Annotated in this window: 25 protein-coding genes; 9 read left to right on the forward strand and 16 right to left on the reverse strand. The window is 74.9% G+C overall.

Annotated elements, in window-relative coordinates; all coding sequences use genetic code 11:
• Positions 1 to 27 precede the first annotated feature (27 nt).
• Positions 28 to 2,892 carry a molybdopterin-dependent oxidoreductase gene (locus tag B5P21_RS07365; RefSeq protein WP_045528328.1) on the reverse strand — a complete coding sequence of 955 codons (2,865 nt, stop codon included), beginning with the start codon at positions 2,890 to 2,892 and terminating at the stop codon, positions 28 to 30.
• On the reverse strand, positions 2,889 to 3,800 hold the full coding sequence (locus B5P21_RS07370; protein ID WP_045528326.1) for an FAD binding domain-containing protein: 912 nt from the start codon (positions 3,798 to 3,800) through the stop codon (positions 2,889 to 2,891). Before B5P21_RS07370 ends, B5P21_RS07365 begins: the two co-directional genes overlap by 4 nt.
• 180 nt (positions 3,801 to 3,980) lie before the next feature.
• On the opposite strand from B5P21_RS07370, the gene B5P21_RS07375 reads away from it, so the two are divergent.
• From B5P21_RS07375 to B5P21_RS07390, 4 genes are all read left to right on the forward strand, one after another.
• Positions 3,981 to 4,706 (forward strand): hypothetical protein, encoded by a 726-nt coding sequence (locus B5P21_RS07375; RefSeq protein WP_045528324.1) that lies wholly within the window; start codon positions 3,981 to 3,983, stop codon positions 4,704 to 4,706.
• Complete coding sequence (locus tag B5P21_RS07380) at positions 4,703 to 5,161, forward strand: hypothetical protein (RefSeq protein ID WP_052663209.1); 459 nt, start codon at positions 4,703 to 4,705, stop codon at positions 5,159 to 5,161. The genes B5P21_RS07375 and B5P21_RS07380 overlap by 4 nt, the downstream gene beginning before the upstream one ends.
• A gap of 115 nt (positions 5,162 to 5,276) precedes the next feature.
• Complete coding sequence (locus tag B5P21_RS07385; RefSeq protein ID WP_045528322.1) at positions 5,277 to 6,968, forward strand: stealth family protein; 1,692 nt, start codon at positions 5,277 to 5,279, stop codon at positions 6,966 to 6,968.
• Positions 6,965 to 7,945: a J domain-containing protein gene (locus B5P21_RS07390; RefSeq protein WP_045528321.1), complete on the forward strand. Its 981-nt coding sequence runs from the start codon at positions 6,965 to 6,967 to the stop codon at positions 7,943 to 7,945. Before B5P21_RS07385 ends, B5P21_RS07390 begins: the two co-directional genes overlap by 4 nt.
• Before the next feature lie 75 nt (positions 7,946 to 8,020).
• Here the strand turns inward: B5P21_RS07390 and B5P21_RS07395 are convergent, their stop codons facing one another.
• The 3 genes from B5P21_RS07395 to B5P21_RS07405 form a co-directional block, all read right to left on the reverse strand.
• Complete coding sequence (locus B5P21_RS07395) at positions 8,021 to 8,284, reverse strand: hypothetical protein (RefSeq protein ID WP_094170988.1); 264 nt, start codon at positions 8,282 to 8,284, stop codon at positions 8,021 to 8,023.
• Between the two features lie 61 nt (positions 8,285 to 8,345).
• Positions 8,346 to 9,371, reverse strand: a complete 1,026-nt coding sequence (locus tag B5P21_RS07400; protein ID WP_094170989.1) for a hypothetical protein — start codon at positions 9,369 to 9,371, stop codon at positions 8,346 to 8,348.
• Between the two features lie 220 nt (positions 9,372 to 9,591).
• Positions 9,592 to 10,026, reverse strand: coding sequence for a hypothetical protein (locus B5P21_RS07405; protein WP_045530372.1), 435 nt, complete (start codon positions 10,024 to 10,026; stop codon positions 9,592 to 9,594).
• A gap of 92 nt (positions 10,027 to 10,118) precedes the next feature.
• On the opposite strand from B5P21_RS07405, the gene B5P21_RS07410 reads away from it, so the two are divergent.
• Positions 10,119 to 11,093: a hypothetical protein gene (locus B5P21_RS07410; protein WP_045528316.1), complete on the forward strand. Its 975-nt coding sequence runs from the start codon at positions 10,119 to 10,121 to the stop codon at positions 11,091 to 11,093.
• A 13-nt stretch (positions 11,094 to 11,106) separates the two neighbouring features.
• Here the strand turns inward: B5P21_RS07410 and B5P21_RS07415 are convergent, their stop codons facing one another.
• Entirely contained in the window at positions 11,107 to 12,066 is a 960-nt protein-coding gene (locus tag B5P21_RS07415; protein ID WP_045527534.1) for an IS481-like element IS1122 family transposase, read from the reverse strand.
• Positions 12,067 to 12,163: 97 nt separating this feature from the next.
• A complete protein-coding gene (locus B5P21_RS07420) occupies positions 12,164 to 12,589 on the reverse strand; it encodes an RNA-binding S4 domain-containing protein (RefSeq protein ID WP_172457229.1) in 426 nt (141 codons plus the stop codon).
• A gap of 43 nt (positions 12,590 to 12,632) precedes the next feature.
• Between B5P21_RS07420 and B5P21_RS07425 the strand changes: the two genes are divergently transcribed.
• On the forward strand, positions 12,633 to 14,126 hold the full coding sequence (locus B5P21_RS07425; RefSeq protein WP_045528312.1) for a flavin monoamine oxidase family protein: 1,494 nt from the start codon (positions 12,633 to 12,635) through the stop codon (positions 14,124 to 14,126).
• Here B5P21_RS07425 and B5P21_RS07430 read toward each other — a convergent pair.
• A complete protein-coding gene (locus B5P21_RS07430) occupies positions 14,123 to 14,866 on the reverse strand; it encodes a hypothetical protein (protein WP_045528311.1) in 744 nt (247 codons plus the stop codon). The two genes, B5P21_RS07425 and B5P21_RS07430, sit on opposite strands and share 4 nt — an antisense overlap.
• 57 nt (positions 14,867 to 14,923) lie before the next feature.
• Positions 14,924 to 15,709 (reverse strand): Pr6Pr family membrane protein, encoded by a 786-nt coding sequence (locus B5P21_RS07435; protein WP_246865257.1) that lies wholly within the window; start codon positions 15,707 to 15,709, stop codon positions 14,924 to 14,926.
• A 116-nt stretch (positions 15,710 to 15,825) separates the two neighbouring features.
• Here B5P21_RS07435 and B5P21_RS07440 point away from each other — a divergent pair, with 116 nt between their 5' ends.
• On the forward strand, positions 15,826 to 16,833 hold the full coding sequence (locus B5P21_RS07440) for an NADP-dependent oxidoreductase (RefSeq protein WP_246865258.1): 1,008 nt from the start codon (positions 15,826 to 15,828) through the stop codon (positions 16,831 to 16,833).
• Between the two features lie 54 nt (positions 16,834 to 16,887).
• On the opposite strand, the gene B5P21_RS07445 is transcribed toward B5P21_RS07440, so the two are convergent.
• Positions 16,888 to 17,367 (reverse strand): hypothetical protein, encoded by a 480-nt coding sequence (locus B5P21_RS07445; protein ID WP_045528309.1) that lies wholly within the window; start codon positions 17,365 to 17,367, stop codon positions 16,888 to 16,890.
• A gap of 40 nt (positions 17,368 to 17,407) precedes the next feature.
• Between B5P21_RS07445 and B5P21_RS07450 the strand changes: the two genes are divergently transcribed.
• Complete coding sequence (locus B5P21_RS07450; RefSeq protein ID WP_045528307.1) at positions 17,408 to 18,364, forward strand: NUDIX domain-containing protein; 957 nt, start codon at positions 17,408 to 17,410, stop codon at positions 18,362 to 18,364.
• On the opposite strand, the gene B5P21_RS07455 is transcribed toward B5P21_RS07450, so the two are convergent.
• From B5P21_RS07455 to B5P21_RS07475, 5 genes are read right to left on the reverse strand one after another with little or no spacing between them, the layout of a single operon-like run.
• The gene (locus B5P21_RS07455; RefSeq protein ID WP_094170990.1) at positions 18,361 to 19,953 is read right to left on the reverse strand and encodes an inositol monophosphatase family protein; all 1,593 of its coding nucleotides are present in this window, start codon (positions 19,951 to 19,953) and stop codon (positions 18,361 to 18,363) included. The two genes, B5P21_RS07450 and B5P21_RS07455, sit on opposite strands and share 4 nt — an antisense overlap.
• Positions 19,950 to 21,128 (reverse strand): ABC transporter ATP-binding protein, encoded by a 1,179-nt coding sequence (locus B5P21_RS07460; protein WP_052663208.1) that lies wholly within the window; start codon positions 21,126 to 21,128, stop codon positions 19,950 to 19,952. The genes B5P21_RS07455 and B5P21_RS07460 overlap by 4 nt, the downstream gene beginning before the upstream one ends.
• A 7-nt stretch (positions 21,129 to 21,135) precedes the next feature.
• On the reverse strand, positions 21,136 to 21,951 hold the full coding sequence (locus B5P21_RS07465) for an ABC transporter permease (RefSeq protein ID WP_045528304.1): 816 nt from the start codon (positions 21,949 to 21,951) through the stop codon (positions 21,136 to 21,138).
• Positions 21,951 to 22,904, reverse strand: coding sequence for an ABC transporter permease (locus B5P21_RS07470; protein ID WP_045528302.1), 954 nt, complete (start codon positions 22,902 to 22,904; stop codon positions 21,951 to 21,953). The genes B5P21_RS07465 and B5P21_RS07470 overlap by 1 nt, the downstream gene beginning before the upstream one ends.
• Positions 22,901 to 24,067: an extracellular solute-binding protein gene (locus B5P21_RS07475; RefSeq protein WP_094170991.1), complete on the reverse strand. Its 1,167-nt coding sequence runs from the start codon at positions 24,065 to 24,067 to the stop codon at positions 22,901 to 22,903. Before B5P21_RS07475 ends, B5P21_RS07470 begins: the two co-directional genes overlap by 4 nt.
• A gap of 152 nt (positions 24,068 to 24,219) precedes the next feature.
• On the opposite strand from B5P21_RS07475, the gene B5P21_RS07480 reads away from it, so the two are divergent.
• Positions 24,220 to 25,293 carry a LacI family DNA-binding transcriptional regulator gene (locus B5P21_RS07480; protein ID WP_045528300.1) on the forward strand — a complete coding sequence of 358 codons (1,074 nt, stop codon included), beginning with the start codon at positions 24,220 to 24,222 and terminating at the stop codon, positions 25,291 to 25,293.
• A gap of 57 nt (positions 25,294 to 25,350) precedes the next feature.
• Here B5P21_RS07480 and B5P21_RS07485 read toward each other — a convergent pair whose 3' ends face one another.
• Complete coding sequence (locus tag B5P21_RS07485; protein ID WP_045527534.1) at positions 25,351 to 26,310, reverse strand: IS481-like element IS1122 family transposase; 960 nt, start codon at positions 26,308 to 26,310, stop codon at positions 25,351 to 25,353.
• Between the last annotated feature and the right edge of the window lie 74 nt (positions 26,311 to 26,384).

Here is a 26,384-nt window from a genome sequence, read left to right on the forward strand (position 1 = left end):
TCGCCGCGGGCCGCCGCGGGCCGCCCGCTACTCCCGCGTCCCGCGCTCCCCGAGCGTCGTCGGGCTGTCGAACCGCGGCTGCGGGCCGCCGCCGTGCAGGAGCCGCCACACGCGGTCGCGTGACATCGGCAGGTCGTACGGCCGGATCCCGATGGCGTCGCGCACCGCGTTGGCGAGCGCGGGCGCGACCGGGTTGTAGGGCGCCTCGCTCATCGACTTCGCGCCCAGCGGACCGTTGTCGTCGTGCGTGTCGGCGAACAGCACCTCGGTCACGGGCAGGTCGGCGAGCTGGGGGATGTGGTAGTTCCGGAGCACGTCCGTGAGGATCCGGCCCTCCCCGTCGTGCACGACCTCCTCGTACATCGCCGTGCCGAGCGCCTGCGCCGTGCCGCCCTCCACCTGGCCGCGCAGCTGGGCGGGGTTCAGCACGGTGCCGGCGTCGACGGCCTGCACCGAGCGGAGGATGCGGACCTCGCCGGTCGCCGGATCCACCGCCACCCGGAACGCGTGCACGTTGAACGCGAGGGAGCGCAGCGCGCCGTCCTCGTGCGCCTGGGCGGCGAGGCCGTCGGGGCCGACCAGCTCGGCGATCGGCACCTCGACGCCGCCGTCCGCGACGAGCGCGTCCGGCGTGAGCGCGAACGCGTCGGCGGCGATCCCCGTGCGGGCGGCGGCCGCCTCCCGCAGCAGGTCGGCGAGGGCGGACGCGGCCACGTGCACGGCCTTGCCCGCGACGACCGTGCCCGCGGATCCGAACGCGCCCGTGTCGTAGCGGGTGACGTCGGTGTCGGACTGGCGGATGCGGATCCGGTCGGGCCTCGTGCCGAGCGCGGTCGCGGCGAGCTGCGCGTGGACGGTCGTGGTGCCGTTCCCGAACTCGGCCGTGCCCACCGACACCGTCACGACGCCGTCGGCGGCCATCGCCACGGTCACGTCGGCGAAGTGCCCGCGTGGCGGCATGGTGGCGATCATCGCCGCGGCCATGCCCTCGCCCACGAGCCAGCGGTCGCCGGCGGGCACCTGGTCCCCGCCGCCGTCGCGGAGCGCCGCCTCGGCGAGGTCGAGGCACTGGTCGAGGCCGTAGCTGCCGCCGAAGCCGAGGTCGGGGCCCTCGGCGTGCGTGATGATCAGCGGGTCGCCCGGCACCACCGCGTTCCGCCGCCGGATCTCGAAGCCCGAGATGCCGAGCTCCCGCGCCAGCTCGTCGAGCGCGGACTCGATCGCGAAGATCACCTGCCCGAGGCCGTAGCCGCGGAACGCGCCCGACGGCAGGTTGTTCGTGTACACGCTCTGCGCGTCCACCCGCTTGGCGGGCGAGCGGTAGAGGGCGACCGACTCGTTGCAGCCGTGGAACATGACGCCGGGGCCGTGGTTGCCGTACGCGCCCGTGTCGCTGAGCACGTCGACCGCGAGCGCCGTGAGCACGCCGTCGGCGGTCGCGCCGGCGGTGACGCCCACGCGCATCGGGTGCCGCGCGGGCGAGAGCGTGAACTCGTCCGACCGCGTGAACTCCAGCTGCACCGGGCGGCCGGTGGCGAGCACGGCGAGGGTGACGACGTCCTCGGTGAGGATCTCCTGCTTGCCCCCGAACCCGCCGCCCACGCGCGCCGTGAAGACGCGCACCTCCTCCGGCGGGAGCTCGAACAGCCGGCAGATCTCGCGCTGCACGAGGAACGGCACCTGCGAACTGGTGCGGAGGACCAGGCGGCCCTCCTCCATCCAGCCGACGGTCGCGTGCGTCTCGAGGTGCGTGTGCGCGACGCGGTGCGTCGACCACGTGCCCGAGACGACCGCGTCGGCCCGGGCGAGGCCGGCCGCCACGTCGCCGTGCTCGCCGTGCATCTCCGCCACGATGTTCCGCTGCGGGTCGGCGAGGCGCGAGACGGCGGGATCCTTGTCGCCGTGCACGAGAGGAGCGCCCGGCCGCCGTGCCTCCTCGGGGTCGAAGACGGCGGGGAGCACCTCGTAGTCGACCCGGACCAGCCGCACGGCGGCCTCGGCGATCCCGACGTCGTCGGCGATCACCGCGGCCACGCGCTGCCCGCGGAACCGCACCGCGTCGTCGAAGACGCGGCTGTCGTCGGGATCGTCGAAGCGGTCCTCGTGCCGGGCGGACGAGTACAGCGTCGCGGGGGAGTCGTGGTGGGTGAGCACCGCGTGCACGCCCGGCAGCGCGAGCGCCTCCGTGGTGTCGATGGAGCGGATTCGTGCGTGCGGGTGCGGGCTGCGCACCAGGCTCGCGTGCAGCAGGCCCGGGATCGCGACGTCGAGCGTGTACGGCTCGAGGCCGCTGACGACGCGCTCGCTCGCGGGCGCGTGCAGCGACGTGCCGACGCGGCCGGTCTGGGCGCGCTCCGCGGCGCGGGTGCCGTCGTCCGCGGACGCGGATCCCGTCGCCCGCACCGGCCCCAACCCCTCGGGTCGTGCCCCGCCGCAGCCCGGGGAATGCGCGTGATCCGCGCCGCCGTGCTCGCCGCGGATCGCCTCGTCGACCGCCCGGTAGCCCGTGCACCGGCAGAGGCTGCTCTTCATCAGGCGCGGCAGGTCGTCGAGGTCGTCCGCGCCGAGCGACGCCGCGGTGACGACCATGCCGGGCGTGCAGAACCCGCATTGGAACCCGGCCGCCTCCACGAAGCGCTCCTGCACCGGATGCAGGTCGCCCGGGGTCCCGAGCCCCGCCGCCGTCGTGATCTCCCGGCCCGCCGCCCGGAAGGCGGGAAGGATGCACGACTGCACGGCCTCGCCGTCGAGGAGCACGGAGCACGCGCCGCAGTCGCCCGAGTCGCACCCCTTCTTCACGCTGAAGACCTCGTGCGCGCGCAGCCACGTGCGCAGGCTCTGCCCGGGGGCGGGGTCGCCCGGGATCTCCCGGCCGTCCACGGTCATGCTCACGGGCGTGCTCCTGCCGTCGTGGTGGTGGCGGCGCCGGCCGGGGTGCCGCGCTCGCCGGAGGGCGGTCCGTCGCCGGAGCCCGCCGCGTCGCCCGCCAGCTCCGCGCGGATCTCCTCCGCGAGCAGCGCGCTCACGGCCCGGCGCCAATCGGCGGCGCCGTGCGCGTCGGTGAACCACGATCCGATCGCCCGCACGTCCTCCGCGAGCGCGTCGGCCGCGGGGAGCGCGGGGTAGCGCAGCCGCTCGGGCCGGAGGGTCGCGCCGGTCACGGTGAGCGTGAACGCGCCGCCCTCGTCGAGCCGGCCGATCACCACGGACCCGGACCGGCCGATGGGCGACAGCGCGATCTTGCGGAACGCCGTCCGCGCGCGCAGCGACGAGACCGGCACGTGGATCGACCGCAGCACGTCGCCGGGCCGGAGCGCCGTGGTCCGGTCGCCGGTCACGAGCTCCGCCACGGGCATCCGCTCGTCGGAGGCGGGGTCGTCGGCGATGGCCGCCCGCCAGATGAGCGCCTCCGCGTCGAGCGCGGACGCGAGCGCCGTCATCGGCCCCGCTGGGAGCGCCGAGCAGACGTTGCCGCCGACGGTCGCGACCCGCCAGATCTTGGTCGACCCGAACAGCGCCGTGCAGGCCTGGAGGAAGAGGGGGTGCGCGGCCCAGCCGTCCCGCGGCGCGATCCCGGCGACCTCGGCGATCGTGCAGGTCGCGGCGATCTCGAGCCCGTCGTCCGTGACCACGAGCGACTCCCAGCCGAGCGCCTGCAGGTCGACGAGCCCCGTGAGGTGCGGGTGCGGCTCCGCGAAGATGCCGGATCCGCCCGCCAGCGCCGCCACGGTCGGCCCGAGCGCGGCGAGGTCGTCGCGCGTCCGGGCGGGCACGACGGAGCGGACGGTCGGCTGGTCCATGGGCCTCCTCTGCGGGCGTCCCGGTCGCCGGCCGCGGATCCGTCGGGGGAGCGCGGTCGGGCGTGGGCGTGTGACAGCGATCCTCGCATCCAGTAGCCCCCGCCCCCGTCGGCGCGCCCCCGAGTTGCCGCGGCCCGGGCCCTGCTGCCACGCTCGGGGGGGGGGAGACCCGGGGAGACCATGAGCATCCGCAGCACCGTCCACGCCGCCCGTCCCCGCCGTCGATCCCGCGGCCGTCCTGCGCTCGCCGCCAGCGGATCCGCGCTCGCCGCGTCCCTGCTCCTGGCGGGCTGCTCCGTCGGCCCCGACGGCCCGCCCGCCCCGCCGTTCGACGCCGTGACGATCGACCCCGCCGCCGCGCCCACGGCGTCCCCCGGCCAGCGCGTCGCCCTCGGCGAGGTGGTCGCCCTGCCGAGCGTGGACGAGACCGGCGCGACGGACGACGTGGTCGCGACGACCCTGCTGGGCGTCGCCGAGGGCCAGCCCACGTACTGGTCCGGCTACGAGGACGGCGCGCGGTTCGCTGACCGCACCCCCTTCTTCGCCTTCGTCCAGACCCGGTGGCTGCATGGCCAGGCCGGCCCGCAGAACGGCCCGGTCCTCCGCCCGTTCCTCGCCGACGGCACGGAGGTCGACATCATCCAACGCCAGCTCGGCGGCATCTCCGACGACGCCGAGTGCCCCTACGAGGTCCCCGACCTCGGCCTCGAGGACGGCCACCACATCGAGGAGCGGATGCAGTGCGTGGTCTACGCGGTGCCCGTCGGCCAGGAGCTCGCCGAGCTGCGCTGGCACGACGTCCCGCGCACCATCCTCCAGACGCCGGACCCCGCGACGCACCCGTACCTCGAGGCGCCCGTGGTCTGGGAGGTCGACGCCCTCCCCGCGGCGGCGGTGGAGGGATGACGACGGTGACCGCGCCCCGCCGCGCCCGCCGCGAGCTCCGGGCCGCCGCCGTCCTGCTGCTCGTGCAGGGCGTGCTGATGGAGGGCCTCGTCGCCGCGGGCCTCGTCGTCGTCCTGGTGCTCGGGATCCCGCAGGCCGACATCACGGCCCACGCGGAGGTCTTCGCGCTGCCGTACCTGCAGGACGAGCTCTACCCGATGATGGCGATGAGCGGGATCTTCGCCGCGCTCCGCATCACCGTGGGCATCGGCCTCTGGCGCGACCGGCTCTGGGGACTCGCGCTCGCGGGCGTCATGTGCGCGGTGACCCTCGTGCTGATGGTGTTCCTGCTGCCGGCCGGGCTCCTCGACGGCGCGCTGTCCGGCGCCGCGCTCGTGCTCCTCTTGCACGCGCGGCTCGGGCGCGACGCGGCGGGTACCGTGCGCCCGGCGCTCGTCGGGGCCGATCGCCCGTGATCCACTGACCGCCCCCGACCGGGGGCGCGGGCCCCGGCTCGGTAGGATGGCGAGTCGCCACCCATCGGGTCGGGCGCACGCATCAGGCACACGAGAAGCACCAAGGGGATGATCCATGGCGGGCAGCGCACGGCAGTTCAACGTAGCGCTCGAGCCGACGGTCGATCCCGCCACCAGCGAGGAGGAGTACTCCCGCCAGGACGACGCGGTCGCCCCGGCGCCCGCCACGTGGCCCACCACGCATCACCGCCCCGACGTCGTCGTCCGCAAGGGCCTCGCCACGCTGGTCAACCGCACGCTGACGCCGCACCAGGCGCTCGTGACCGACCTCCTCTTCATCCGCGACGCGCTGCTCGCGACCGGCATCGACTTCTGGCTGATCCGCGGCAACGACGAGCGCCCGGTCATCGCCATCGACGTGCAGAACCGCGACACCGTGGTCCGCGCCCTCGTCGCCGCCTGCGCCGATGAGCCGCTCTACGCGAAGACCGTCGACGGCCGCCGCCGCCCGCCGCTGCTCGTCGCCGACGGCCGCCTCACCGACAACCCCGACGCCGGCATCTTCCGCCTCTACCGCCCGCGCATCGAGCCGGTGGGCCTCCTGGCCTACGGCGCGTCCACCGCGGTCGAGCTGCAGTTCTTCCGCTTCGAGGGCGAGACCATCGTCTGGCCGGTCGAGAACTCGCTCACGCGCGAGATCCTGCCCGCCGCCGAGGTCGTGCCGACCACGGTCGAGATGTACGGCCACGAGTGGAAGACGCTCCGCGGCATGTTCGACGCGCAGGCGTCCGACATCACGTTCGACATCGACATGGTCTTCTCCTGGGTCGACGGCAACGACCCCGAGTTCCAGAAGCGCCGCGCCGAGCGCATGAAGGACGTCGTGGTCGGCGAGGGCGACGACTCCGAGGCCCGCTTCCGCCAGATCGACGAGCTCAAGTACGCGCTCCGCTCGGTGTACCTGTTCGCGCCGTGGGTGCGCCGGATCTTCATCGTCACCGACTCCCCGAAGCCGTCGTGGCTGGCCGACCACCCCGCCGTCACGTTCGTGCGCAGCGAGGAGTTCTTCACGGATCCCGCCGCCCTCCCCACGCACAACTCGCAGGCCGTCGAGTCGCAGCTGCAGCACATCCCGGGCCTCAGCGAGCACTTCCTCTACTCGAACGACGACATGTTCTTCGGCCGCCCGGTGCAGCCCGGCATGTTCTTCTCGCCCGGCGGGATCACCAAGTTCATCGAGGCGGCCACGCGCATCGGCCTGGGCGACAACGACTCCGACCGCAGCGGGTTCGAGAACTCCGCGCGCGTCAACCGGCGCCTGCTCATGGAGCGCTTCGGCCGCCTCATCACGCGCCACCTCGAGCACGCCGCCACGCCGCTGCGCAAGAGCGTGCTGCTGGAGCTCGAGCAGGAGTTCGCGGAGGACTTCCACCGCACGCAGCTCAGCCGCTTCCGCTCGAGCACCGACATCTCGGTCACCAACTCGCTGTACCACTACTACGCGCAGATGACCGCGCGGGCGGTCCAGCAGGAGAACGCGAAGGTCGCCTACGTCGACACCACGTCGCGCGCCGGCCTCGACATGCTCCCCGGCCTCCTCAAGCGCCGCTCGCAGGACTTCTTCTGCCTCAACGACGGCTCCTTCCCGGAGGTGCCGGCCGACGAGCGCCAGGCGCGCGTGCAGGACTTCCTCGAGCGGTACTACGGCATCCCGGCGCCCTGGGAGGCGGAGGTCGCGGACGCCGCGGGAGCCCCGTCCGCCGGCGCGCCCGACGCGTCCGCCGCTCCCGCCCCTCCCGCCGAGTGAGTCGCGCGGGGAGCCCCGCCGACCGCACGCCGTACGAGGTGCTCGGCGTGGATCCCGCGGCCGGCACCGCGACCCTCCGCGCCGCGTACCGCCGGCTGGTGCGCGCCACCCACCCGGACACCGGCGGCGAGGCGCACCTCTTCCACGCGGTGCAGCGCGCGTGGGAGCTCGTCGGGGATCCCGACGACCGCGCCGCGTACGACCGCGGGCAGGGTCGCGCGTCCGCGGCCGATGACGAGCCGCTCGGGCCGGACGAGGCCGGGTACGCGCCCGTGCCCGGATCCGGCACCCGCATCGGCGCGGCCGTCCACGGCGTCGCGGGCGCGCTCGCCCGCGCCCACTACCTCGACCGCGTGGCGGAGTGGCAGGGCGTCGCGCCGGGCGCCGACCCCGGCGTGGATCCCTGGTCGCCCGAGCTCGTGCGCCGGGCCCCGCGCGACGTCCGCTGGCTGCTCGCGAAGGCGCTGGCGGAGGAGGCGACCGCGCGCGCTGCCGCCTCGCTCGGCATGGGCGCCACGATCTTCCACGACGTGCGCCCGCTCGACGGCGCGGGCAAGGTCGACCACGTCGTGCTCGCGCCCGCCGGCCTCTTCGCGCTCAGCTCCGAGGACTGGGGCACGGACGTGCAGCTGGTGCGCGGCGAGCTGCAGCCGGTCGCGCCGGATCCCGACGGCGCCCTCGCCCCGGGCGACGCGCCCGTCACGTGGCTGGTCGGCGCCGCGCGCGCCCTCGCGGCCTCGGCCGGCGTGCGCTTCGCGGCCGCGGTGGTCGTCGTGCCGGACGACGCGCTCGCGCAGCCGGTCGAGCGCGTGGAGCGCGGGCGCAACCGCGGCGCCCTCGTCGTCCGCCGATCCGTCCTGCCGCTCGTGCTGCGCGACGGCGTCTCGGAGGAGGGCCGGCTCAGCGTCGCGGACCCCTACGCCGTGCGCGCGCTGCTCCGCGAACGTCTGACGCTGCTCGGGCCCGCCGCGGGCTGACGCGGACGACGGCCGCGGCACGCAGAAGAGCCCGCCGCGACGGATCGCGGCGAGCCCGCGGGCGGTGCGGGTGGATCACGCGGGGAGGTCGGTCGGCGCGTCGCCCGCGCCCGCGCCGGCACCGGTGTCGGCCGCGTCCTCGTCCGCTCCGAGCGAGTCGCCGCCGCTTGCGAGGCCGCCGTCACCGGGCGCCTCGTCGTCGTCGACGTGCTGGATGCTCTCGCCGTCGGGGACCGTGCCGCCGACGCTCGCGTCGGAGTCGCCCTCGCCGGGCATGGCCTGGGTGACGCCGGGGGCGCCCTGGACGGTGGACAGGGGATCGATGTCGGAGTCGCTCATCACTCGACCGTACGCCGGAGCGCCGCGCGCGTCCGGGTGTGCGCGGGACCGGCGGGCGCGGTCAGACGGCGGGGGCGAGCGGCGCGTCGAGCTCGTCGACGCAGCCGGCGAAGGCGCGGGTGAGCGCGTCGAGCTCCCCGGCGTCCGGACGCGGGTCGGGGAAGAGCGCACGCGCCTCCCCGGCGTCCCGACCGGCGAACAGCAGGGCGCGCTCGTGCAGGCGCCTGTCCCCGGCAGCGACGCAGGCGTCGCCCATGAGCGCCACGTGGTGCCCGACCCGCGCGTCGAGATCCGCCGCGCGGGCGTGGGCCACCCGCCACAGGATCGGGGTGCGGGGGTTGTGCATCTCCGTGGCCGCGACGACGCGGTCGACGGCGGCGTCGAGCTCCTCGACGGGGAGGAGCGGACGTCCGGTCCGGGACTGGAGGCGGATCAGCTGGCAGATCTCGACGGCCGTGGCGGGCGGCGAGCCCGGTGCCGCGGCGGGCGCGTCGTCGTCGAGCGCGGCGACGTAGTCGAGCGCCACGTCGAGCGGCGGGTCGCCGCCGCGGCTGTCCTCGGCCGCGGCCCGGGCGGACGCGAGCGCCTCGGCTTCGGCGCCGACGGCGACGAGCGTCTTGAGCAGCGAGATCCTGCTGCGCAGCCGGAGCATGAACATCGCACCGCCGAGCACCGCCGGGCTCGCGTCCCGGCCGCGCACGAGGTCGACGCCGAGGAGCTCCGCGCGACCGGGCTGCCGGCCGCTGGACAGCTCGTGCACCTCCCGCAGGAGCGCGATCGCGGCGCGCGGCTCCCCGGCGTACCGCAGGAGGTCGGCGTGGTTGATCACGCATTCGATGCCGAACCGGATCGCGTCCGCGTCCGTGCGCATGAGCCGGTCGGCGGCCTGGATCCCGCGATCCAGCAGCTCGGACGCCTGCGCTGCCCTGCCCGAGCGGGCCAGCACCAGCGTGAGGGTGTTCAGGGCGAGGAAGAGGCGGTCGGGCGTGCGCTCGTCGTCGCCGTCGACGTAGCGCCGGGCGTTGTCGACCAGCTCGGAGGTGCGCCACAGCTGCGGCGGCGTGTCGATGAGGGTCTCGTTGATCATGCGGTGCTCGGCCTCTTCCCGTGGGGCGCCGGTGTCCGGCGCTCGTGATGCGCCGTCGGGCGCCCCGCGTCTCGAGGCCGTGGGCATGGCCGAGGACGGGATCGAGACGGGAGGCCCACGGTAGGCGCACGTCGCGCGCGGTGTCCGTCCCCGTCCACACTGGCGGCCCACGCACGAGCGCGCCGCCCGCGATGCGGACGGCGCGCTCGGGGATCGCGACTCAGTCGATGCGCGTGAGGCCCTCGAGGCGGCCGAGGAGGTCGCGGTCCTGCGCGTCGAGGTCGCCCTCGGCGGCGACGACGCGGATGGCGGCGTCGAAGTCGAGGTCCTGGTCGTCGGCGACGCCCGCGACGTCGGCCACGACCCAGAGGAAGCTGACGAGCTCGGGGAGGATCTCGGACAGCACGGCGTCCGGGAAGATCGCCGCGGCCTGGCGGAACATGCGGTCGGTGGCGGGGCCGCCGAACGCGTGGTCGAGGTCGGCGACGATGCCGTCGTCCTCGTCGAGGTCGGTGGAGATCCAGTTGGCGACGTGCTCGCCGTCGAGGTGGATGGCCGAGATGAAGAGGGGCTCGCCACCCGACTCGCTCTCGACGATCTCGGTGATCGTGTAGCCGGCGACGCCGGGAGGCGTGAGAAGGGAGTCGTCATCCATGCCGCCCATGCTATCCGGGCAGGGGCCTCCGGCGAGCCCCCGTTCCGCGCCCTCGGGCGGATCCCGGGAGGCGTCGCGGGTAGCCTCGACGGATGACCCCTGCCGCCGACCTCGCGCCCTCCGCGGCGACGGTCCCGGCGGCCCCGGCGGTCGGCCCGGAGGCGCGCGACCTGCCCGCGGTCCTGGATCCCGCGGCCTGGCGCGACCGCGCCGCCCGCCACGCCGACCGCGCCGACGCCTTCTCCGCGGGGTTCCGCGCGCGCCGCCTCGCCGGCCGCACGCACGAGGTCGACGACTTCCTCTTCACCTACTACCCGCACAAGCCGTCGCTGCTGAAGCGCTGGCACCCGGGGGCGGGCGTCACGCTCGCGGACGTGGCGGGCGACGAGCGCGCGGCCTGGCGCTGGTACGTCGCCGACGAGGAGCGGGCGGCGGGCGCCGTCCGGGTCGACGCGTCGGCGTACCTCGAGGCGCGCGGATCCACCGCCTCCTTCATCGAGCGGATCCTCGGCCGCACCGCCGCGCGCCCCGGCCGCTTCTCCTGCTTCGGCCTGCACGAGTGGGCGATGGTCTACCGGGTCGGGCCCGGCGAGCAGCGGCACGAGCGGCTGCCGCTGCGCCTCGGATCCGCCGCCACCGACGAGGTCGTCGAGACGCACAAGCTCGCGTGCACGCACATCGACGCGTTCCGCTTCTTCACGCCCGAGGCCGTGCCGCGGAACGCGCTCGCGCCCACGCGCGAGACGCAGCCGGACCTCGATCAGCCCGGCTGCCTGCACGCGGGGATGGACGTCTACAAGTGGGCGACCAAGCTCGGCCCGCTCGTGCCCGGCGAGGTGCTCCTCGACGCCTTCGAGCTCGCCCGCGACATCCGATCGCTCGACATGCGCGCCAGCCCGTACGACGTGTCCGGCCTCGGGCTCGAGGCCGTGCGGATCGAGGAGCCCGCGGGCAAGGCACGCTACGCGGCCGAGCAGCGCGGATTCGCGGAGCGGTCGAACGGGCTGCGGGCGCGGATCCTCGCCGAGCTCGGGCACGCCCGCGGCGCGGCCGCCGCCGGGCTCTAGGTGTACTGAGTCATCACGTTGGTGACACTCGGGCCGCGGGCGTCAGCCCGTGGCTCGAGTGGATTCGTTCAGTGTTGTAGTGCTGGATCCACGGATCAAGGGCGTCGGTTCTGGCTTGGTTGCTGGTGAAGGGTTGCCGGTAGGCCCACTCGGTCGCGAGGGTGCGGTTGAAGCGTTCGACCTTGCCGTTCTGCCAGGGGCAGTGCGGGCGGATGAACTTCTGCCTCGCACCGAGCTGCGTGACCGCGTTCTGGAACGCGGCCGAGTGCCGGTAGGCGAACGCGTTGTCCGTCAGGACCCGTTCGATGCGGGTGATGCCGTGCTCGGCGAAGTACGCCGCGGCCCGGGTCAGGAACCCTGCCGCGGTCACGCCCTTCTCGTCCGGGTGGATCTCCGCGTAGGCGAGGCGGGTGTGGTCATCGACCACGGCGTGGACGTAATCGAACCCGATCCCACGACCACGAACCTGTTCGCTGCGGCCATGCGCCCGCCAGCCGCCGCCGTCCGGGATCCGGCCGAGCTTCTTCACGTCGACGTGGATCAGGTCGCCGGGATGCTCATGCTCGTACCGGTTTGCCGTCGACCGGGATGCCCGGATCACGGCCCCGGTGACGGGGTCCAACCATGCCAACGGCGGTGCCCCGTGCCGCCGCAGGACGCGGGAGATCGTGCGGGCTGGAACACCGGTCACCGGCGCCAACCGGGCAGGACCTGATCGCAATCGGGTCCTCGCTTCCACGACGGCTCGTTCTCGTTCCGGGCTCGTCCTCGTCGGCACCCGTCTCGGCCTCGAGGACCGGTCCGACAAGCCTTCGAAACCCTCGGACCGGAACCGATTCACCCACCGATGCGCGCACTGACGCGACACACCGAGTTCGCGCGCGACATGCGAGACCGGCCGACGATCCTCGACCACCCGCCGCACGAGGAGAACCCTCCCGTGAACCGTCAGACGAGCATTAGCGTGGGACATCGAGGCCTCCTGGCAGTGGCAGAACTAGACAGCTCCATCAAGCCAGGAGGCCTCCTCACACGCCCCGAAGTGTCACCAACGTCATGGCCGGGTACAGCTAGAGCACGCGGACGCCGTCCGGGTCGCGCAGCCGCTCGATCTCGCGTCGGTCGCGCTTCGTCGGGCGCCCGGCGCCGCGGTCGCGCACGACCGTCGCGGGCACGGCGTCGCGCGGCGGCGGCGGAGTGAGGTCGGTCATCGCCTCCGCGGCGATCGTGGGCCCGACGCGCTTCACGAGCGTGCGGCGCACCACGAGGATCCGCTCGGCGCCCGCCACGCGCACGCGCACCTCGTCGCCGGGCCGCACCGACTGCGACGCCTTCGCGCGCTCGTCGCCGACCTTCACGTGCCCGGCACGGCAGGCGGCGGTGGCCTGGGACCGCGTCTTGTAGACGCGGACGGCCCAGAGCCAGCTGTCGACCCGGACCGCGGCCTGCACGCCGGCCGCGACCGACGAGGCGGGCGGGGCGGCGTCGGACGGCATGCTCCGACCCTAGGCGACGGCTCCCCGGTACGCTGGCCCGAGCATGTCGATCTCCCGCCGCACCCTCCTCACCGCGTCCGTGTCGGGGCTGTCGCTCCTCGGGCTCGCGGCGTGCACGCGGACTGCTCCGACACCCGCGACCCCCACGGCCAGTCCCTCGCCGACCCCGACCCCCACGTCCACCGTGCGCGCGGCCGGGCTCCCGGAGCCGGTGGCCTTCGCGCGCTCCGACTGGGCGGGCGACCCGTTCGCGCGCGGATCCGGCAGCTTCCTCCGCCCCGGCGCCACGACCGCCGACCGCGAGGCGCTCGCCCGCCCCGTCGAGGACCGGGTGTTCTTCGCCGGCGAGGCCACGAGCGCCGACCGACCCGGCACGGTCGCCGGCGCCTACGCCTCGGGGATCCGCGCGGCGGGCGAGGTGGATCGCGCGGGCGCCGGGTCCGAGCGCGTCGCGGTCGTGGGCGCCGGCATCGCGGGCACGGCGGCCGCCCGCGCCCTCCGCGACGCCGGGCACGACGTGGTGCTCGTCGAGGCCCGCGCCGAGCTCGGCGGCCGGATCCGCGCGGCCGGCGGCACGGACTGGCCGTACCCCGCGGAGCTCGGCGCCCTCTGGATCGCCGCCGACCACGACGACCTGCTGCGCGACGCGCTCGAGTCCGCCGGCATCACGCGCTACGGCCTCGCGCTCGTCGCCGAGAGCCGCGGACCCGACGGCGCGGTGCTGGATCCCTCGACCGCCGGATCCGACGCCCTCGCCGCCGCGCAGGTCCGCGCCCGCGCGCGGCCCGGCGCCGTCAGCCTCGCCGCGGCCCTGCGCGAGACCGGCGGCGACGCGCTCTCCACCGAGGGCGGCGCCGCCTCGCCCGCCGCCCGCCTCGCCGCGCTCCTCGCCACCGACGTGGCGATCGCCCACGGCGCGGCGCCCGACGAGCTCTCGGGCGCGCGCGGCCTCGACGAGCCGGCGCCCGTCGGCAACGTCGCCGTCACGGGCGGCTTCGCGGGCCTCGTGCAGCACCTCCTCCGCGACCAGGACATCGACGTGCTGCGGGAGTCCACCGTCTCGCGCATCGCGTACGGCAACGGCCGGGTGGGGCTGCGGCTCGGGTCCGGCGAGTCGCTGTCGGTCGACCGCGTGGTCGTCACGGTGCCGCTCGGCGTGCTGCAGGAGGGCGCGATCGCGTTCGACCCGGCGCTGCCGTCCTCGCACGACGTCGCCATCCGCGCGCTCGGCCCCGGCCGCGCCGACCGGATCTGGCTGCGCTTCGCCGAGCCGTTCTGGTCGACGGCCGCCACGGTCTGGACCTCCTACGACGCCGGCGGCAGCTTCACGCGCTGGTACAACCTCATGCCGATCTCGGGCGAGCCCGTGCTCATGGCCGAGGTGGGCGCGGCGGCGGCCGAGCGGGTCGCGGCCATGGACGACCCGGCGCTGCGGTCGGCGGCGCTCCGCACGCTCGCGCCGTTCGCGGATCCGGAGCTCCTCGCGACGGGGACGGCCACTCCGGATCCCGGCCCGAGCGCCGAGCCGACCCCCTAGGCCGCGGTGCCCGCCGGGCCGTCGCCGAGCGCGTCGCGTCGGCTCTCGCTGCGCGCCAGGCGACGCCGGGTCTCGGCCATCTCGTACGGCAGCAGCCAACGGACGAAGCTGCTGAGCACCTGCTGAGCCCCTTCGGCGTCGACGCCGATGAGGTCGACGATGCGCGCGATCGCGTCCTCGTGGGACTCCGCCCGCGCGAGCGTCGCGCCCAGCGCCTCCAGCTCGGCGCCGGCGGCGAGCCGTGCCCGGTCGGCGGTGATCTGCGTCTCGACGGCGCCGCGGTCGGCGGCCGCTCCGAGAGCGGTGACAGCTCCCGGGACGTGTCGCGCGATCATCGCGGCCGTGACCCGCACCGGCAGCGGGTCGGCCGTGCGGATCCCCAGGGAGGGCATCGTCGCGCGTGCCTCGTGCTCGCCGGGCTCGAGGTCGCGCCACTCCGACGTGGCCACGTGGACGGGCACGCGCGTGCTGTCACCCGGATCCAGCGGCACGGCGCCGGGCGTCCCGCCGACGAACGCGAAGTCGATGCCGCGGGCGACGCCGCCGGTCGGCGTCAGGCCGCCGACCGTGTGGAACGACGCGACGGGCACCCAGCGTGCGTCGCCGACGTTGACCACGTCGACCACGAGGGCCTCCGGATCGGGGTCGTCCCGCACCACCGACGGCCAGCGCAGCTCGAGCGCCGGCCCTCGTGCCGCGTCGTCGGGTCGGGTAGCGGAGCGTCCGTCGTCGGCGACCATCCGTCCATGCTGTCACGCGACAGCGCAAGGGAGCCGGCTGATGCCGTGGTCCGTTCCTCAGCGGCGGACGGTCTCCCTGTCGCCCGCGGATCCCCGTGCCCGCCGGGGCGCTGGCGTCCCCGCGGTCTCCGCCACCGACTCGTCCTCGGCATCCGACGGCGCGGGCTGTGGGGGTGCCGTCCCGCCCGGCGCGTCGCCGTCGTGCGTCCGCCTCCGGGTCCCGGCATCCGCAGGCCGCACGCGGCTCAGCGCCACGACGGACGCGGACACCCCCGCCAGCACGCCCGCGACGAGCGCCAGCCACGCGGCGATCTCGAACGGGACCCCGACCTGCGCGGGATCCAGGAAGAAGTACGGGTACCAGCCGACGCGCGGGCCGCGGACCTCCGTGAACGCGCACCAGGCCACGGGGAAGAGCATCGCCCAGCCGACGGCCTTCCACGTGACGCGCGGGCGGCCGGGAGCGAGGGTCCAGTCGAGGAGCGCGTAGGCGGGGATCACGAAGTGCAGCAGCCGGCTCGACCACGGCACCTCGACGTAGTACGCCTGCGAGCTCGACTCCAGCACGATGAGGCCGAAGACCACGCCGGACACCACGACGTAGCTGAGCACCACGGCGCGCACGGCGGCCAGGAGCGGCGGCTCGACGCGGCCGCGCAGCGCGTGCAGGCCGGACGCCGCGAGCACGACGACGCCGGCCATGCCGCTCTGCGTCGTGAAGTAGCTGAACCAGTTCTCGGCCGCGAAGGTCGTGAAGCCCTGCACGTAGTCGAAGTCGGCGACGAGCGCGGCGACCACGACGATCGCGGCGACCAGGCGCACGCCACCGAGGATCCTCTGCACGTGACTCCGATCGTGGCCGGCACCGGGCAGGCCAGCCGCGTCCAGTGTACGAACGAGGTCTCACGATCGGCTCCGTGCCCTCGCGCGTCGCGGGCGGGAGCGGCAGGATGACGCGCATGAGCCCTTCATCGCGATCCACCAGCCAGCAGGTGCAGTTCGGGTCCTTCGGCGGCGTCGACGTCCTCGAGGTCGTCGACATCCCGCGTCCGTCGCCCGGCCCCGGGGAGGTCCTCGTCGAGGTCTTCGCGGCGGGCATCAACCACATCGAGGCGTACATCCGGCAGGGCCGCTTCCCCGACGAGGTGCCGACCGCGTTCCCGAACGGGCAGGGCAGCGACTTCGCCGGGTGCATCGCGGCCGTCGGCGAGGGCGTCACCCGCTTCCGGAAGGGCCAGGACGTCCTCGGCCACACCGTCATGGCCGCGCACGCGACGCACGTGGTCGTGCCCGCGGGCAACGTCGTCCTGAAGCCCGCGCAGCTCCCGTGGGAGGTCGCGGGCGGCCTCTTCCTCGCGGGCCTCGTCGCGCACGACGTGCTGCACGCCGTCACGGTCGGCGAGGGCGACACGCGCGTCGTCACCGCCGCGGCGGGCGGTGTCGGCAGCATCGAGGCGCAGCTCGCGATGCGGCGCGGCGCCCGCGTCATCGGCACGTGCGGCGAGCGGAACTTCGACTACCTGCGCCAGATCGGCGTCACCCCGGTGGTCTACGGCGACGGCCTCGCCGACCGGATCCGCGCGGCGGCCCCGAACGGCGTGCAGGGCTTCGTCGACAACTTCGGCGGCGGCGAGCCCGTGGCCGAGGAGCTGGGCGTGGCGGGGAAGCGCTTCAGCTCGAGCGACGACCGCCGGGAGCTCGAGCTCGAGGCCGTCCTGCCGCCCGTGGAGGAGGACGACGTCCACCGCTCCCGCACGCTCGCGACGGTCGCGGACCTCGCGGCCAAGCGCGAGGTCGACGTGCTCGTCTCCGGCTTCTACCCGCTGGCGGAGGTGCAGGACGCGTTCGACGACCTGGAGCGCCGGCACGCCCGAGGCAAGATCGTGCTCGGCATGCGGCCCGTGCACTACCCGGGCGACCGGCGCAGCACGGCGAAGGCGCGCGACGTGGCGGAGGGGCGGGCCTGACGCGCCGCGCGTGATGCGCACCGGGTGACGCGCGCCGGGTGACGCCCGCCGCGGTCAGCGCGCGACGACCTCGGCGGGCTCGGGCTCCGTCGGGGATTCGATGTGCGCCTCGCGCCAGCGCAGCAGGTCGCGCACCGCGGGGGACTCGTCGCACTCGAGCATCGCGACGGCGGCGCGCGGCGTCTGGTCGTTGACGGCGAGCCAGGAGCGCACGCGCTCGGAGGTGTCGCCCACGAGCATCGTGAGCACGGCCGCCGGCGCCTGCGGGTTGCGGGCGAGGCACGCGCGGACGCCCTCGTCGGCGTCGCGCGCCAGGGCCCGCTGCACGTCCTCGGGCGCGTGGAGGCTGCTCGCCACGCTCTCCCGCACCTTGGGGTCGCGGTGCTCGGCGAGCAGGCGCAGCCGGCGGATCTTGCTGGGCGTGACCTCGGGCGCGGGATGCAGCGCGGCGGCCTGCTCCGCGGTGAGGACGGCGGGCGCGGTCCGGTGCAGGGCCTCGAGCTGCGCGGCGGTGGTGAACCTGATGCACGACATGCCCCGACGCTATCGAAGGTGCCCGTGAGATGGTGGATCCATGACCGCCGAGCGCCCGCCCGAGCCCCCGCGCGGGGCGCAGCGCGACAGCGGAGACGCGTGGGTGGAGGGCCCCGACGGCCAGCGGTTCTGGGGCGCGTTCGGCGCGGCCGGCCTGCTCGTGCACGACCCGGATCGCGGCGTCCTCCTCCAGCACCGCGTCGCGTGGAGCCACCACGGCGGCACGTGGGGACTGCCCGGCGGCGCCCGGCACGCGGGCGAGTCCGCGGTCGACGGCGCCGCGCGCGAGGCGGCCGAGGAGGCGGGGGTGCCGCCCGCGGGGATCCGGCCCGTGCTGGCGACCGTGCTCGACCTCGGCTTCTGGAGCTACACGACCGTCACCGCCCGCGTCCTCTGCCCGTTCGAGCCGCGCGTCGCGGACGCCGAGAGCATCGAGCTGCGCTGGGTGCCGGTCGACGAGGTCGACGGCCGCGAGCTGCATCCCGGGTTCGGCCGGGCCTGGCCGATGCTGCGCGGCGAGCTCGCGCGCGAGGTGACGCTGGTCGTCGACACCGCGAACCTGCTCGGCTCCCGGCCGGACGGCTGGTGGCGCGACCGCGCCGGATCCACCACCAATCTCCTCGTCGAGCTCGACGGGCTGGCGCGCGACGGCCTCCCCGCCGCCGACCTCGGGCTGCCGGGCGACGTGAGGTGGCCGGACGTGGTGGCCGTCGTGGAGGGGCACGCGCGGGACGCATCGCTGCCGGCGGCGCCCGTCGCGGATCCCGCGTCGCCCGTGCTGCGCGCACCCGGCGTCGCGGTGGTCGAGGCCGCGGCGGACGGCGACGGCGAGATCGTGCGCGTCGTCGGCGCCGCGCGGGACGACGGCCGCGAGGTCGTGGTGGTCACGGCGGACCGCGGGCTCGTCGCGCGGGTCGAGGCGCTCGGCGCCCGGGTCGTCGGGCCCGGCCGGGTCCGCGCGCTGCTCGACGCGCGCGCGGACCGCGACGCGGGCTAGGCGGCCGGAGCCGGCTCGGCCGTCGGGCCGGACGCGAGGGCGGCCGACGCCGCCTCGACGATCCCCGCGCGCCAGAGCGCGTGCAGGGCCAGGGCGGTCGGCCGGTCGCGGGCCGCGAGCACGCCGCCCGACGCCGGGAAGAGCGTGTCCTCGCCGTCCGCGTCGAGCACCACGCCGCCGGCCTCGCGCACGATGAGCGTCGCCGCGAGGTGGTCGACCGGCCCGAATGAGCCGATCACCGCGCCCACGCCGTGCCCGAGCGCGACGCCCGCGACCGTGAGCGTGCCGGATCCCATGATCCGCATCGTGCAATACCGCGCGGCGAGCGCGTCGAGCAGCGGGAGCATCCCCGGCCAGGGCGCGTGGCCCGCGAGCTCGGTGCTCACCATCCGGCCGCGGAGCGGATCCGCGTCGGGCGCGTGCACGCCGCCGGGCGCGGCCGTCAGGTCGAGGCGCGCGCCGGCGGACCGGGCCCCCTCGCCCTCCGCGGCCTCGACGACCGTGCCGCGCCAGGGATCCGCCACGACGCCCACCACGGGAGCGCCGTCGACCACGAGGGCGAGCGAGAAGCTCGTCCAGGGCACGCCGTTGGCGAGGTTCGCGGTGCCGTCGACCGGGTCGAGGTACCAGCACGGACGGCCGCGCACGGCCTCGCCGCCGTACTCCTCGCCGACGAGCACGTGGTGCGGGAACTGGGCGCCGACGACCGCGCGCACGTCGCGCTCGACGGCCCGGTCGATCTCCGTCACGTGGTCGGCGGGGTTGGCCTTCGTCGTGACCGCGCCCACCGCGTGCGACCGGATGTGGTCGATCGCGCGCGCGGCGAGGTCGCGGGCCGCGGCGCGGGCCCGGGTGCGCTCGGCGGCGGGCGCGGTCGCCCGGGCGTCGGCGGCCGCGGGATCCGCCGCCCGGCGCGCGAGCACGTCGAGGAGCGTCGCCAGCCGGTTGGTCGTGATCGCGTCGACCCCGATCGACGCCAGCCACTCCATCTGCGCGGGCTCGTCGACGGTCCACGCCGCCACCCGGGCGCCGTGCGCGTGCACGGCGTCCACGAGCGCGCGGCCCACGACGAGGTGCGGCAGGTTGACGACGGCGGGCCGGAGCTCCGCGAGGTCGTCCGCGGTGGGCGGCTGGGGGTCGGCCCACGGCAGCCAGATCACGGCGGCCGGGTCGAGCTCGCGGATCGCGCGCATGCCGTCGAGGTGCCCGCACCACGCGACCCGCGGCGTGCGCGGCGCGGCCGCGACGACCGCGTGGGCGGCGGCGGCCGGATCCCCGGACGCCATGTCGATCACGAGCTCGACGTCCGCGCCCGCGAGGAGCTCGAGCGCCTCGGCGAGGAGCGGGATCCGCAGCTCGCCGCCGCCGAGCGCCCGCACGTCGGCGAGGTCGAGGTCGGAGACCCGCGCGTCGACGCCCCAGAGGCGGTCGAGCGTGTCGTCGTGGAGGAGGACGACCCGGCCGTCGCGCGTGACGTGGACGTCGACCTCGACCGTCCGCGCGCCGACCTCGGCCGCCGAGCGGATGGCGGCGAGCGTGTTCTCGCGGTGCCGGGAGGAGTCGCCGCGGTGGGCGGTCGCGGCGGTCATCGGGCGTCGTCCGTCGCGGCGGGGGCGGCGGGGGTGGCGGCGGGAGCCCGGTCGGGCACGAGGATCCCGTCCCGGTAGTGCCGCACCTCGCGGAGCGTCACGGTGCCGGCCTCGCCGACCGCGGGCGCGGATCCGGTCACGAGCGCGCGCACCTCCACGCCGCCCGCGTCGAGCACGAGCTCCTGGAAGTGGCCGTGCGGCAGAACGCGGCGGACGACCACGGACGTCGCGTCGGGCTCCGGACGCGTGCCGCGCGGCGCGTAGGTCACGTCCTCGGGGCGCACGGCCCAGACGTCCGCGTCCGCCGAGGTCGGGACGAAGGCCGCAGGAGCGCCGGCCGTGAGCGTCTCGGGCGTGGTGCCCTGCAGGCGCGGCGCCGGCAGCAGGTTCATGCTGCCGATGAACGACGCGACCACGAGGGTCCGCGGCCGGGCGTACAGCTCCGTCGGCGCCGACACCTGCTCGATGCGGCCCTGGTGCATCACGGCGACGCGGTCGGAGATGGCGAGCGCCTCGTCCTGGTCGTGCGTGACCATCACGGTCGTGATCCCCAGCCGCTGCTGGATGTCGCGGATCTCCTCGCGCACCTTCACGCGCAGCTTCGCGTCGAGGTTCGACAGCGGCTCGTCGAGGAGCAGCAGGTCGGGCTCCTGCACGATCGCGCGGGCGAGCGCCGCGCGCTGCTGCTCGCCGCCGGAGATGTGCGCGGGCCGCGAGTGCGCGTGGTGCGCGAGGTTCACGGTCTCGAGCGCGGCCATGACCCGGCGCGCGACCTCGTCCTTGGGCAGCTTCCGCAGCGTGAGCGGGAAGGCGACGTTCTTGAACACGGTGAGGTGCGGCCAGAGCGCGTAGTTCTGGAACACCATCGCGCTCGGCCGCTTGTCGGGACCGGACGCGGTGACGTCGAGGCCGCCGATGACCACGGATCCGCGGTCGGGCTCGAGGAAGCCCGCGATCATGCGGAGCGTCGTGGTCTTGCCGCAGCCCGACGGGCCGAGCAGCGCGACGAGCTCGCCGCGCGCGACGTCGAGGTGGAGGTCGTCGACGATGGTGCGGCCGCCGAGGTCCTTGGAGAGGCCGGCGACGACGAGGCCGGACGGCACGGCCGTCGCGGTGCCGTCGTCGTGCTGGCGCGGGGGAGCGTCGGTGGTGGGGGAGGGTGCGGATGCGGTCATGGCCGGCCTAACGGATCTGGAAGCCCTCGGCCAGACGCCCGCCCATGATGTGGCGGCGGGCGAGCAGGAGGAGGGCGACGGAGGGGACGGAGAGGAGGATCGCGAACACGGCGGCGACCTGCTTCGGGTGGTTGAGGACGAGCGAGTACATCTCGGTCGGCATCGTCATGTAGACGGGGGCGCCCACGAGGTACGTGCCCTGCGCCTCGTCGAACGCGGCGAGGAACGACATGAGCACGGCCACGAGGATCCCGGGCAGCGCGAGCGGCAGGGTCACGTGCAGGAACGTCCGCACCCGCCCGGCGCCCGCGTCGCGCGCGGCCTCCTCGAGGGAGCGCGGCACGGCGCTGAACGCGGCGGCCGGGATCCAGGTCATGAACACGACCGTCCCGATGAGCTGCACGATGACGATGCCCGTGATGGTGTTCATGAGGTGCAGCCCGTAGAACAGCGACGCCATCGACACGAAGAGCCCCATCTTGGGGAACGCGTTGGTGGCGAACAGGCCCACCAGCAGGATCCGCCGGCCGGGGAACCGGAAGCGCGAGAACGCGTAGGCGGCCGGCAGGCAGACGAGCGCCGAGACGAGCACCGTGATGGGCGCGAAGTACAGCGAGTTGCGGACGGCCGCGGCGAGCTCGGCGTCCTCGAAGACCACGCGCCACCAGTCGAGCGTGAGGCCGGCGGGCACGAGGCTCGGGTAGTCCCAGCTCGTCGCGAACGCGTGCGCCGCGAGCCAGAGCAGCGGGCCGAGGATGAAGACCGCGACGACCACGAACAGGGCCGCCTGGATCCATCCGCGGGCGGAGAGGAGCGCGCGCATCAGACCCGGCCCTCCTTCTTGGCGGAGCGGAAGTTGGCCCGCACGTAGAGGAACGCGATGCCGGAGGCGAGGACGAACACCACGACGGCCATGACGATCGACTGCTGCGGGTGGTTGAAGCCCGTGAAGTACTTCGAGATGTCGACGCCGAGCATGCTGGGCGCGTTCGGTCCGGTGAAGTACGGCACCGTGAAGGAGCCGAGCACGCCGATCGCGGTGAAGGTCGTCGCGATGACGAGCGGGATCGCGGCGAGCGGCACGAGCACCCGCGTGACGATGGCCCACGTCGAGGCGCCCGCGTCGCGCGCGGCCTCGATCATGGCGTCGGGGATGCCCTGGACGCCGGAGGTCGCCATGAGCGTGGCGAACGGCAGGCTCGTCCAGACGGATCCGATGACCACCGCCACGGTCGTGTAGCCCCACGTCGGCCCCTCGAGGCCGACGAGCGCGAACACCGTGCGCACGAAGCCGTCGCCCGAGTAGAAGGTGAGGATCGCCCACGACGCGATGACGACGGGGATGAACAGGGGCACGATCGCGAGCCCGGCGAAGACCGACGCGAGCCGGCCGCCGCGGAGCCGCAGGTTGAGCGCGATCGCGAGCGAGAGGGCGATGACGATCGCGGTGGAGACCACCGTCACGAGCACCGTGACGCCGAGGTCGCGGAGGAAGCGCGGGTCGGTGAACACGTCGACGTACGCGTCGAACGTGCCCCACCAGCTGGTGGCGGTGCGCGTGCCGAGGCCGATCGTGGCGATCGTGCTGTTGAGCCCGCCCGTGTGGCCGAGGCTGAATCCGATGGCGAGCACGACGGGGATCCCGACGAAGAACGCGAGCAGGAGCGCGGGCGGGAGGGCGAGCGCCAGGCCGACGCCGGCGCGGCGGGTCTCCGGGGAGACCCGCCGCGCGCGGGAGGCCCGGGCGGCGGGGGCCGCCGTCCGGACGGCCGTCACTGGCCGGGGACCTTCTGGTCCCAGAGGTTCGACATGTCCGACGCCATCTGGCTGTAGTAGCCGGGGCGGAGCGTCGACGGGTCGGCCGAGGCGAACTGGTCCTTCAGGTCCGCGGGCACCTGGTCGAGCGAGATGACGGGGTAGCCCGCGATGGTGCTCGCGATGATGGCCTGGCCCTCGGCGGAGAGCACGTAGTCGGCGAGCTTCTGCGCGACGTCCGCGTGCTCAGCCGTCTTCGGGATGCCGAGGAAGGACGCGTGGCCCGTGAAGGCCGGGTCGGAGATCTGCGCGTACTTCACGGTCGCGGGCAGCGTGCCCGACTTCTGGGCCGTGATGACCTGGTCGCTCCAGACGGGGGCCATCTCGATGGCGCCCGTGCCGAGCAGGTCGAGCACCTGGTTGTTGCCGTTGGGGTAGACGCCGCCCTGGTACATGGCGGAGTTGAGGCCCTTGAGCTCGTCGAAGCCCGCGTCCCACGCGCCCTCGAGCGACTGGTCGTAGCCGGTCGTCATCTTCTCGCGCGTGGCGTCGTCGACGTGGGTGTCGAGGACGGTCGTGACGAAGGCAGCGCCGGATCCGCCGGTGGAGGGGGAGTTGTAGGCGAACTGGCCGGGGTTGGCCCGGATCCACGAAAGCAGGTCGGAGAGCGTCTTCGGCGGGTCGGTCACCTTCGTGGAGTCGTAGGCGAGCAGCACGGACGAGGCGCGGTAGGGGATCCCGAAGCCGCCGCCGGACTGGACGGTCGCGTCGGGCACGGTCGCGAGGTTCGGGATCGTGTCGGCCGAGACGGGTGCGAGGAGCCCGCCGGTGCCGGCCGCGGCCGTGAAGCCCGCGTCGATGAGGTCGTAGCCGGGGTCGGATCCGCCCTGCACCGAGCTCGTGAGCGTGGCCATGGTCTGCGCGTCGTGCTCGCCGTGCAGGTCGAGCGTCGTGGTGACGGAGGCGCCGGGGTTCGCCTTCTCGAACGCGGGGATGATCCCGTCGTCCCAGAGGGCCTGGACGTTGGTGTCGCCGGAGATGAAGACGCGGGCGGTGCCCGATGCGTCGGTGACGGCGTGGTTCTGGGCCTGGGCCTGCGTGCTCGTGGTGGGAGCGCAGCCCGCGAGCGCGACCGCGGCGGACGCGGCGGCGGCGAGGGCGAGGAGGGAACGGCGGGGGATCACGGGTCGGGTGTCCTTCTGCTGGGGAGCGATGCGGATCGCATCGTTTCGATGGTGCGGTCCTCCGGTTGCCCGGACGTGAACGGGACGTGGCGATACCGGTCCCCGAGGGCGAACGGGCCTGCCGGGGAGCGGGCCGTGAATAGGGTGGCGGCATGAGGAGGAACTCGCCGCGCACCTCCGTGACCCTGGCCGACGTGGCCGCGCTCGCGGGCGTCTCCACCTCCACGGCGTCGCTCGCGTACCGCAGCACCGGCTCGATCACGCCGGCCACGCGCGCCCGCATCCTGCGCGCCGCGGCCAGCATCGGCTACGCGGGGCCGGATCCCACGGCCAGGTCCCTGAAGAGCGGCCGCACCGGCATCGTGGGCGTCGTGGTCGCGGGCAGCATCCGCCGGGCGTTCCAGAACCCGGTCGCGCTCGCGACCATGGCGGGCCTCAGCGAGGCGCTCGACGACCTCGACGTGGGCCAGCTGCTGCTGCCGGGCCGGCGGGAGCCGCGCGAGGGATCCGCGCCCCTGCTCGAGGGCATGCCCGTCGACGCCGTGGTGTTCCTCACGCGCGGCGAGGAGGTGGACGCGCTCCTGCCCGGCCTCCGCGCCCGCCGGATCCCCATGGTCGGCGTCGAGGGCCCGCACGGGGAGGGCGTCGCCGTGGTCGACATCGACGACGCGCGCGGAATGGGCGAGCTCGCGCGCCACGTGCGCGCCCTCGGCCACCGCCGCGTCGCCGTGCTGATGCGCACCACGCGGATCGAGGAGGACGGTCCGCCCGGCCCCGTGATCCCCGTGGGTCGCGGTCTCGAGGAGATCGTCAACCGCACCATCCGCGAGCGGCTCCGCGCCGCGCGGAGCGTCTTCCCCGACGCCGTGCGCGTCGAGGCGGGCGGGCGCGACCTGGAGGCGGGGGAGCGCGCCGCGGGCGTGCTGCTCGACCTGCCGTCGCGGCCGACGGCGATCCTCGCCCAGAACGACATGCTCGCCGCGAGCGCCATCCGCGCCGCCGCCTCCCGCGGGCTGCGCGTCCCGGAGGACGTCACGGTCACGGGCTTCGACGGCGCGCACCTGCCGTGGCTCGAGCGCCGCCTCACGACGGTGGAGCAGCCGCTGCACGACCGCGGGGTGCGCGCCGGCCGCATGGTCGGCGAGCTGCTCGCGGGCCGGGCGCCGTCGGACGTCGTGCTGCCGGTGCGCGTGCGGATCGGCGACACCGCGGCGGCGCCCGCCTGACCCGCGGCGCCACGGACCCGCGACGCCACGCCGCCGGGCGCTAGCTGTACTGAGTCATCACGTTGGTGACACTCGGGCCGCGGGCGTCAGCCCGTGGCTCGAGTGGATTCGTTCAGTGTTGTAGTGCTGGATCCACGGATCAAGGGCGTCGGTTCTGGCTTGGTTGCTGGTGAAGGGTTGCCGGTAGGCCCACTCGGTCGCGAGGGTGCGGTTGAAGCGTTCGACCTTGCCGTTCTGCCAGGGGCAGTGCGGGCGGATGAACTTCTGCCTCGCACCGAGCTGCGTGACCGCGTTCTGGAACGCGGCCGAGTGCCGGTAGGCGAACGCGTTGTCCGTCAGGACCCGTTCGATGCGGGTGATGCCGTGCTCGGCGAAGTACGCCGCGGCCCGGGTCAGGAACCCTGCCGCGGTCACGCCCTTCTCGTCCGGGTGGATCTCCGCGTAGGCGAGGCGGGTGTGGTCATCGACCACGGCGTGGACGTAATCGAACCCGATCCCACGACCACGAACCTGTTCGCTGCGGCCATGCGCCCGCCAGCCGCCGCCGTCCGGGATCCGGCCGAGCTTCTTCACGTCGACGTGGATCAGGTCGCCGGGATGCTCATGCTCGTACCGGTTTGCCGTCGACCGGGATGCCCGGATCACGGCCCCGGTGACGGGGTCCAACCATGCCAACGGCGGTGCCCCGTGCCGCCGCAGGACGCGGGAGATCGTGCGGGCTGGAACACCGGTCACCGGCGCCAACCGGGCAGGACCTGATCGCAATCGGGTCCTCGCTTCCACGACGGCTCGTTCTCGTTCCGGGCTCGTCCTCGTCGGCACCCGTCTCGGCCTCGAGGACCGGTCCGACAAGCCTTCGAAGCCCTCGGACCGGAACCGATTCACCCACCGATGCGCGCACTGACGCGACACACCGAGTTCGCGCGCGACATGCGAGACCGGCCGACGATCCTCGACCACCCGCCGCACGAGGAGAACCCTCCCGTGAACCGTCAGACGAGCATTAGCGTGGGACATCGAGGCCTCCTGGCAGTGGCAGAACTAGACAGCTCCATCAAGCCAGGAGGCCTCCTCACACGCCCCGAAGTGTC

This window comes from Clavibacter michiganensis subsp. insidiosus (assembly GCF_002240565.1).
GTDB lineage: Bacteria > Actinomycetota > Actinomycetes > Actinomycetales > Microbacteriaceae > Clavibacter > Clavibacter insidiosus.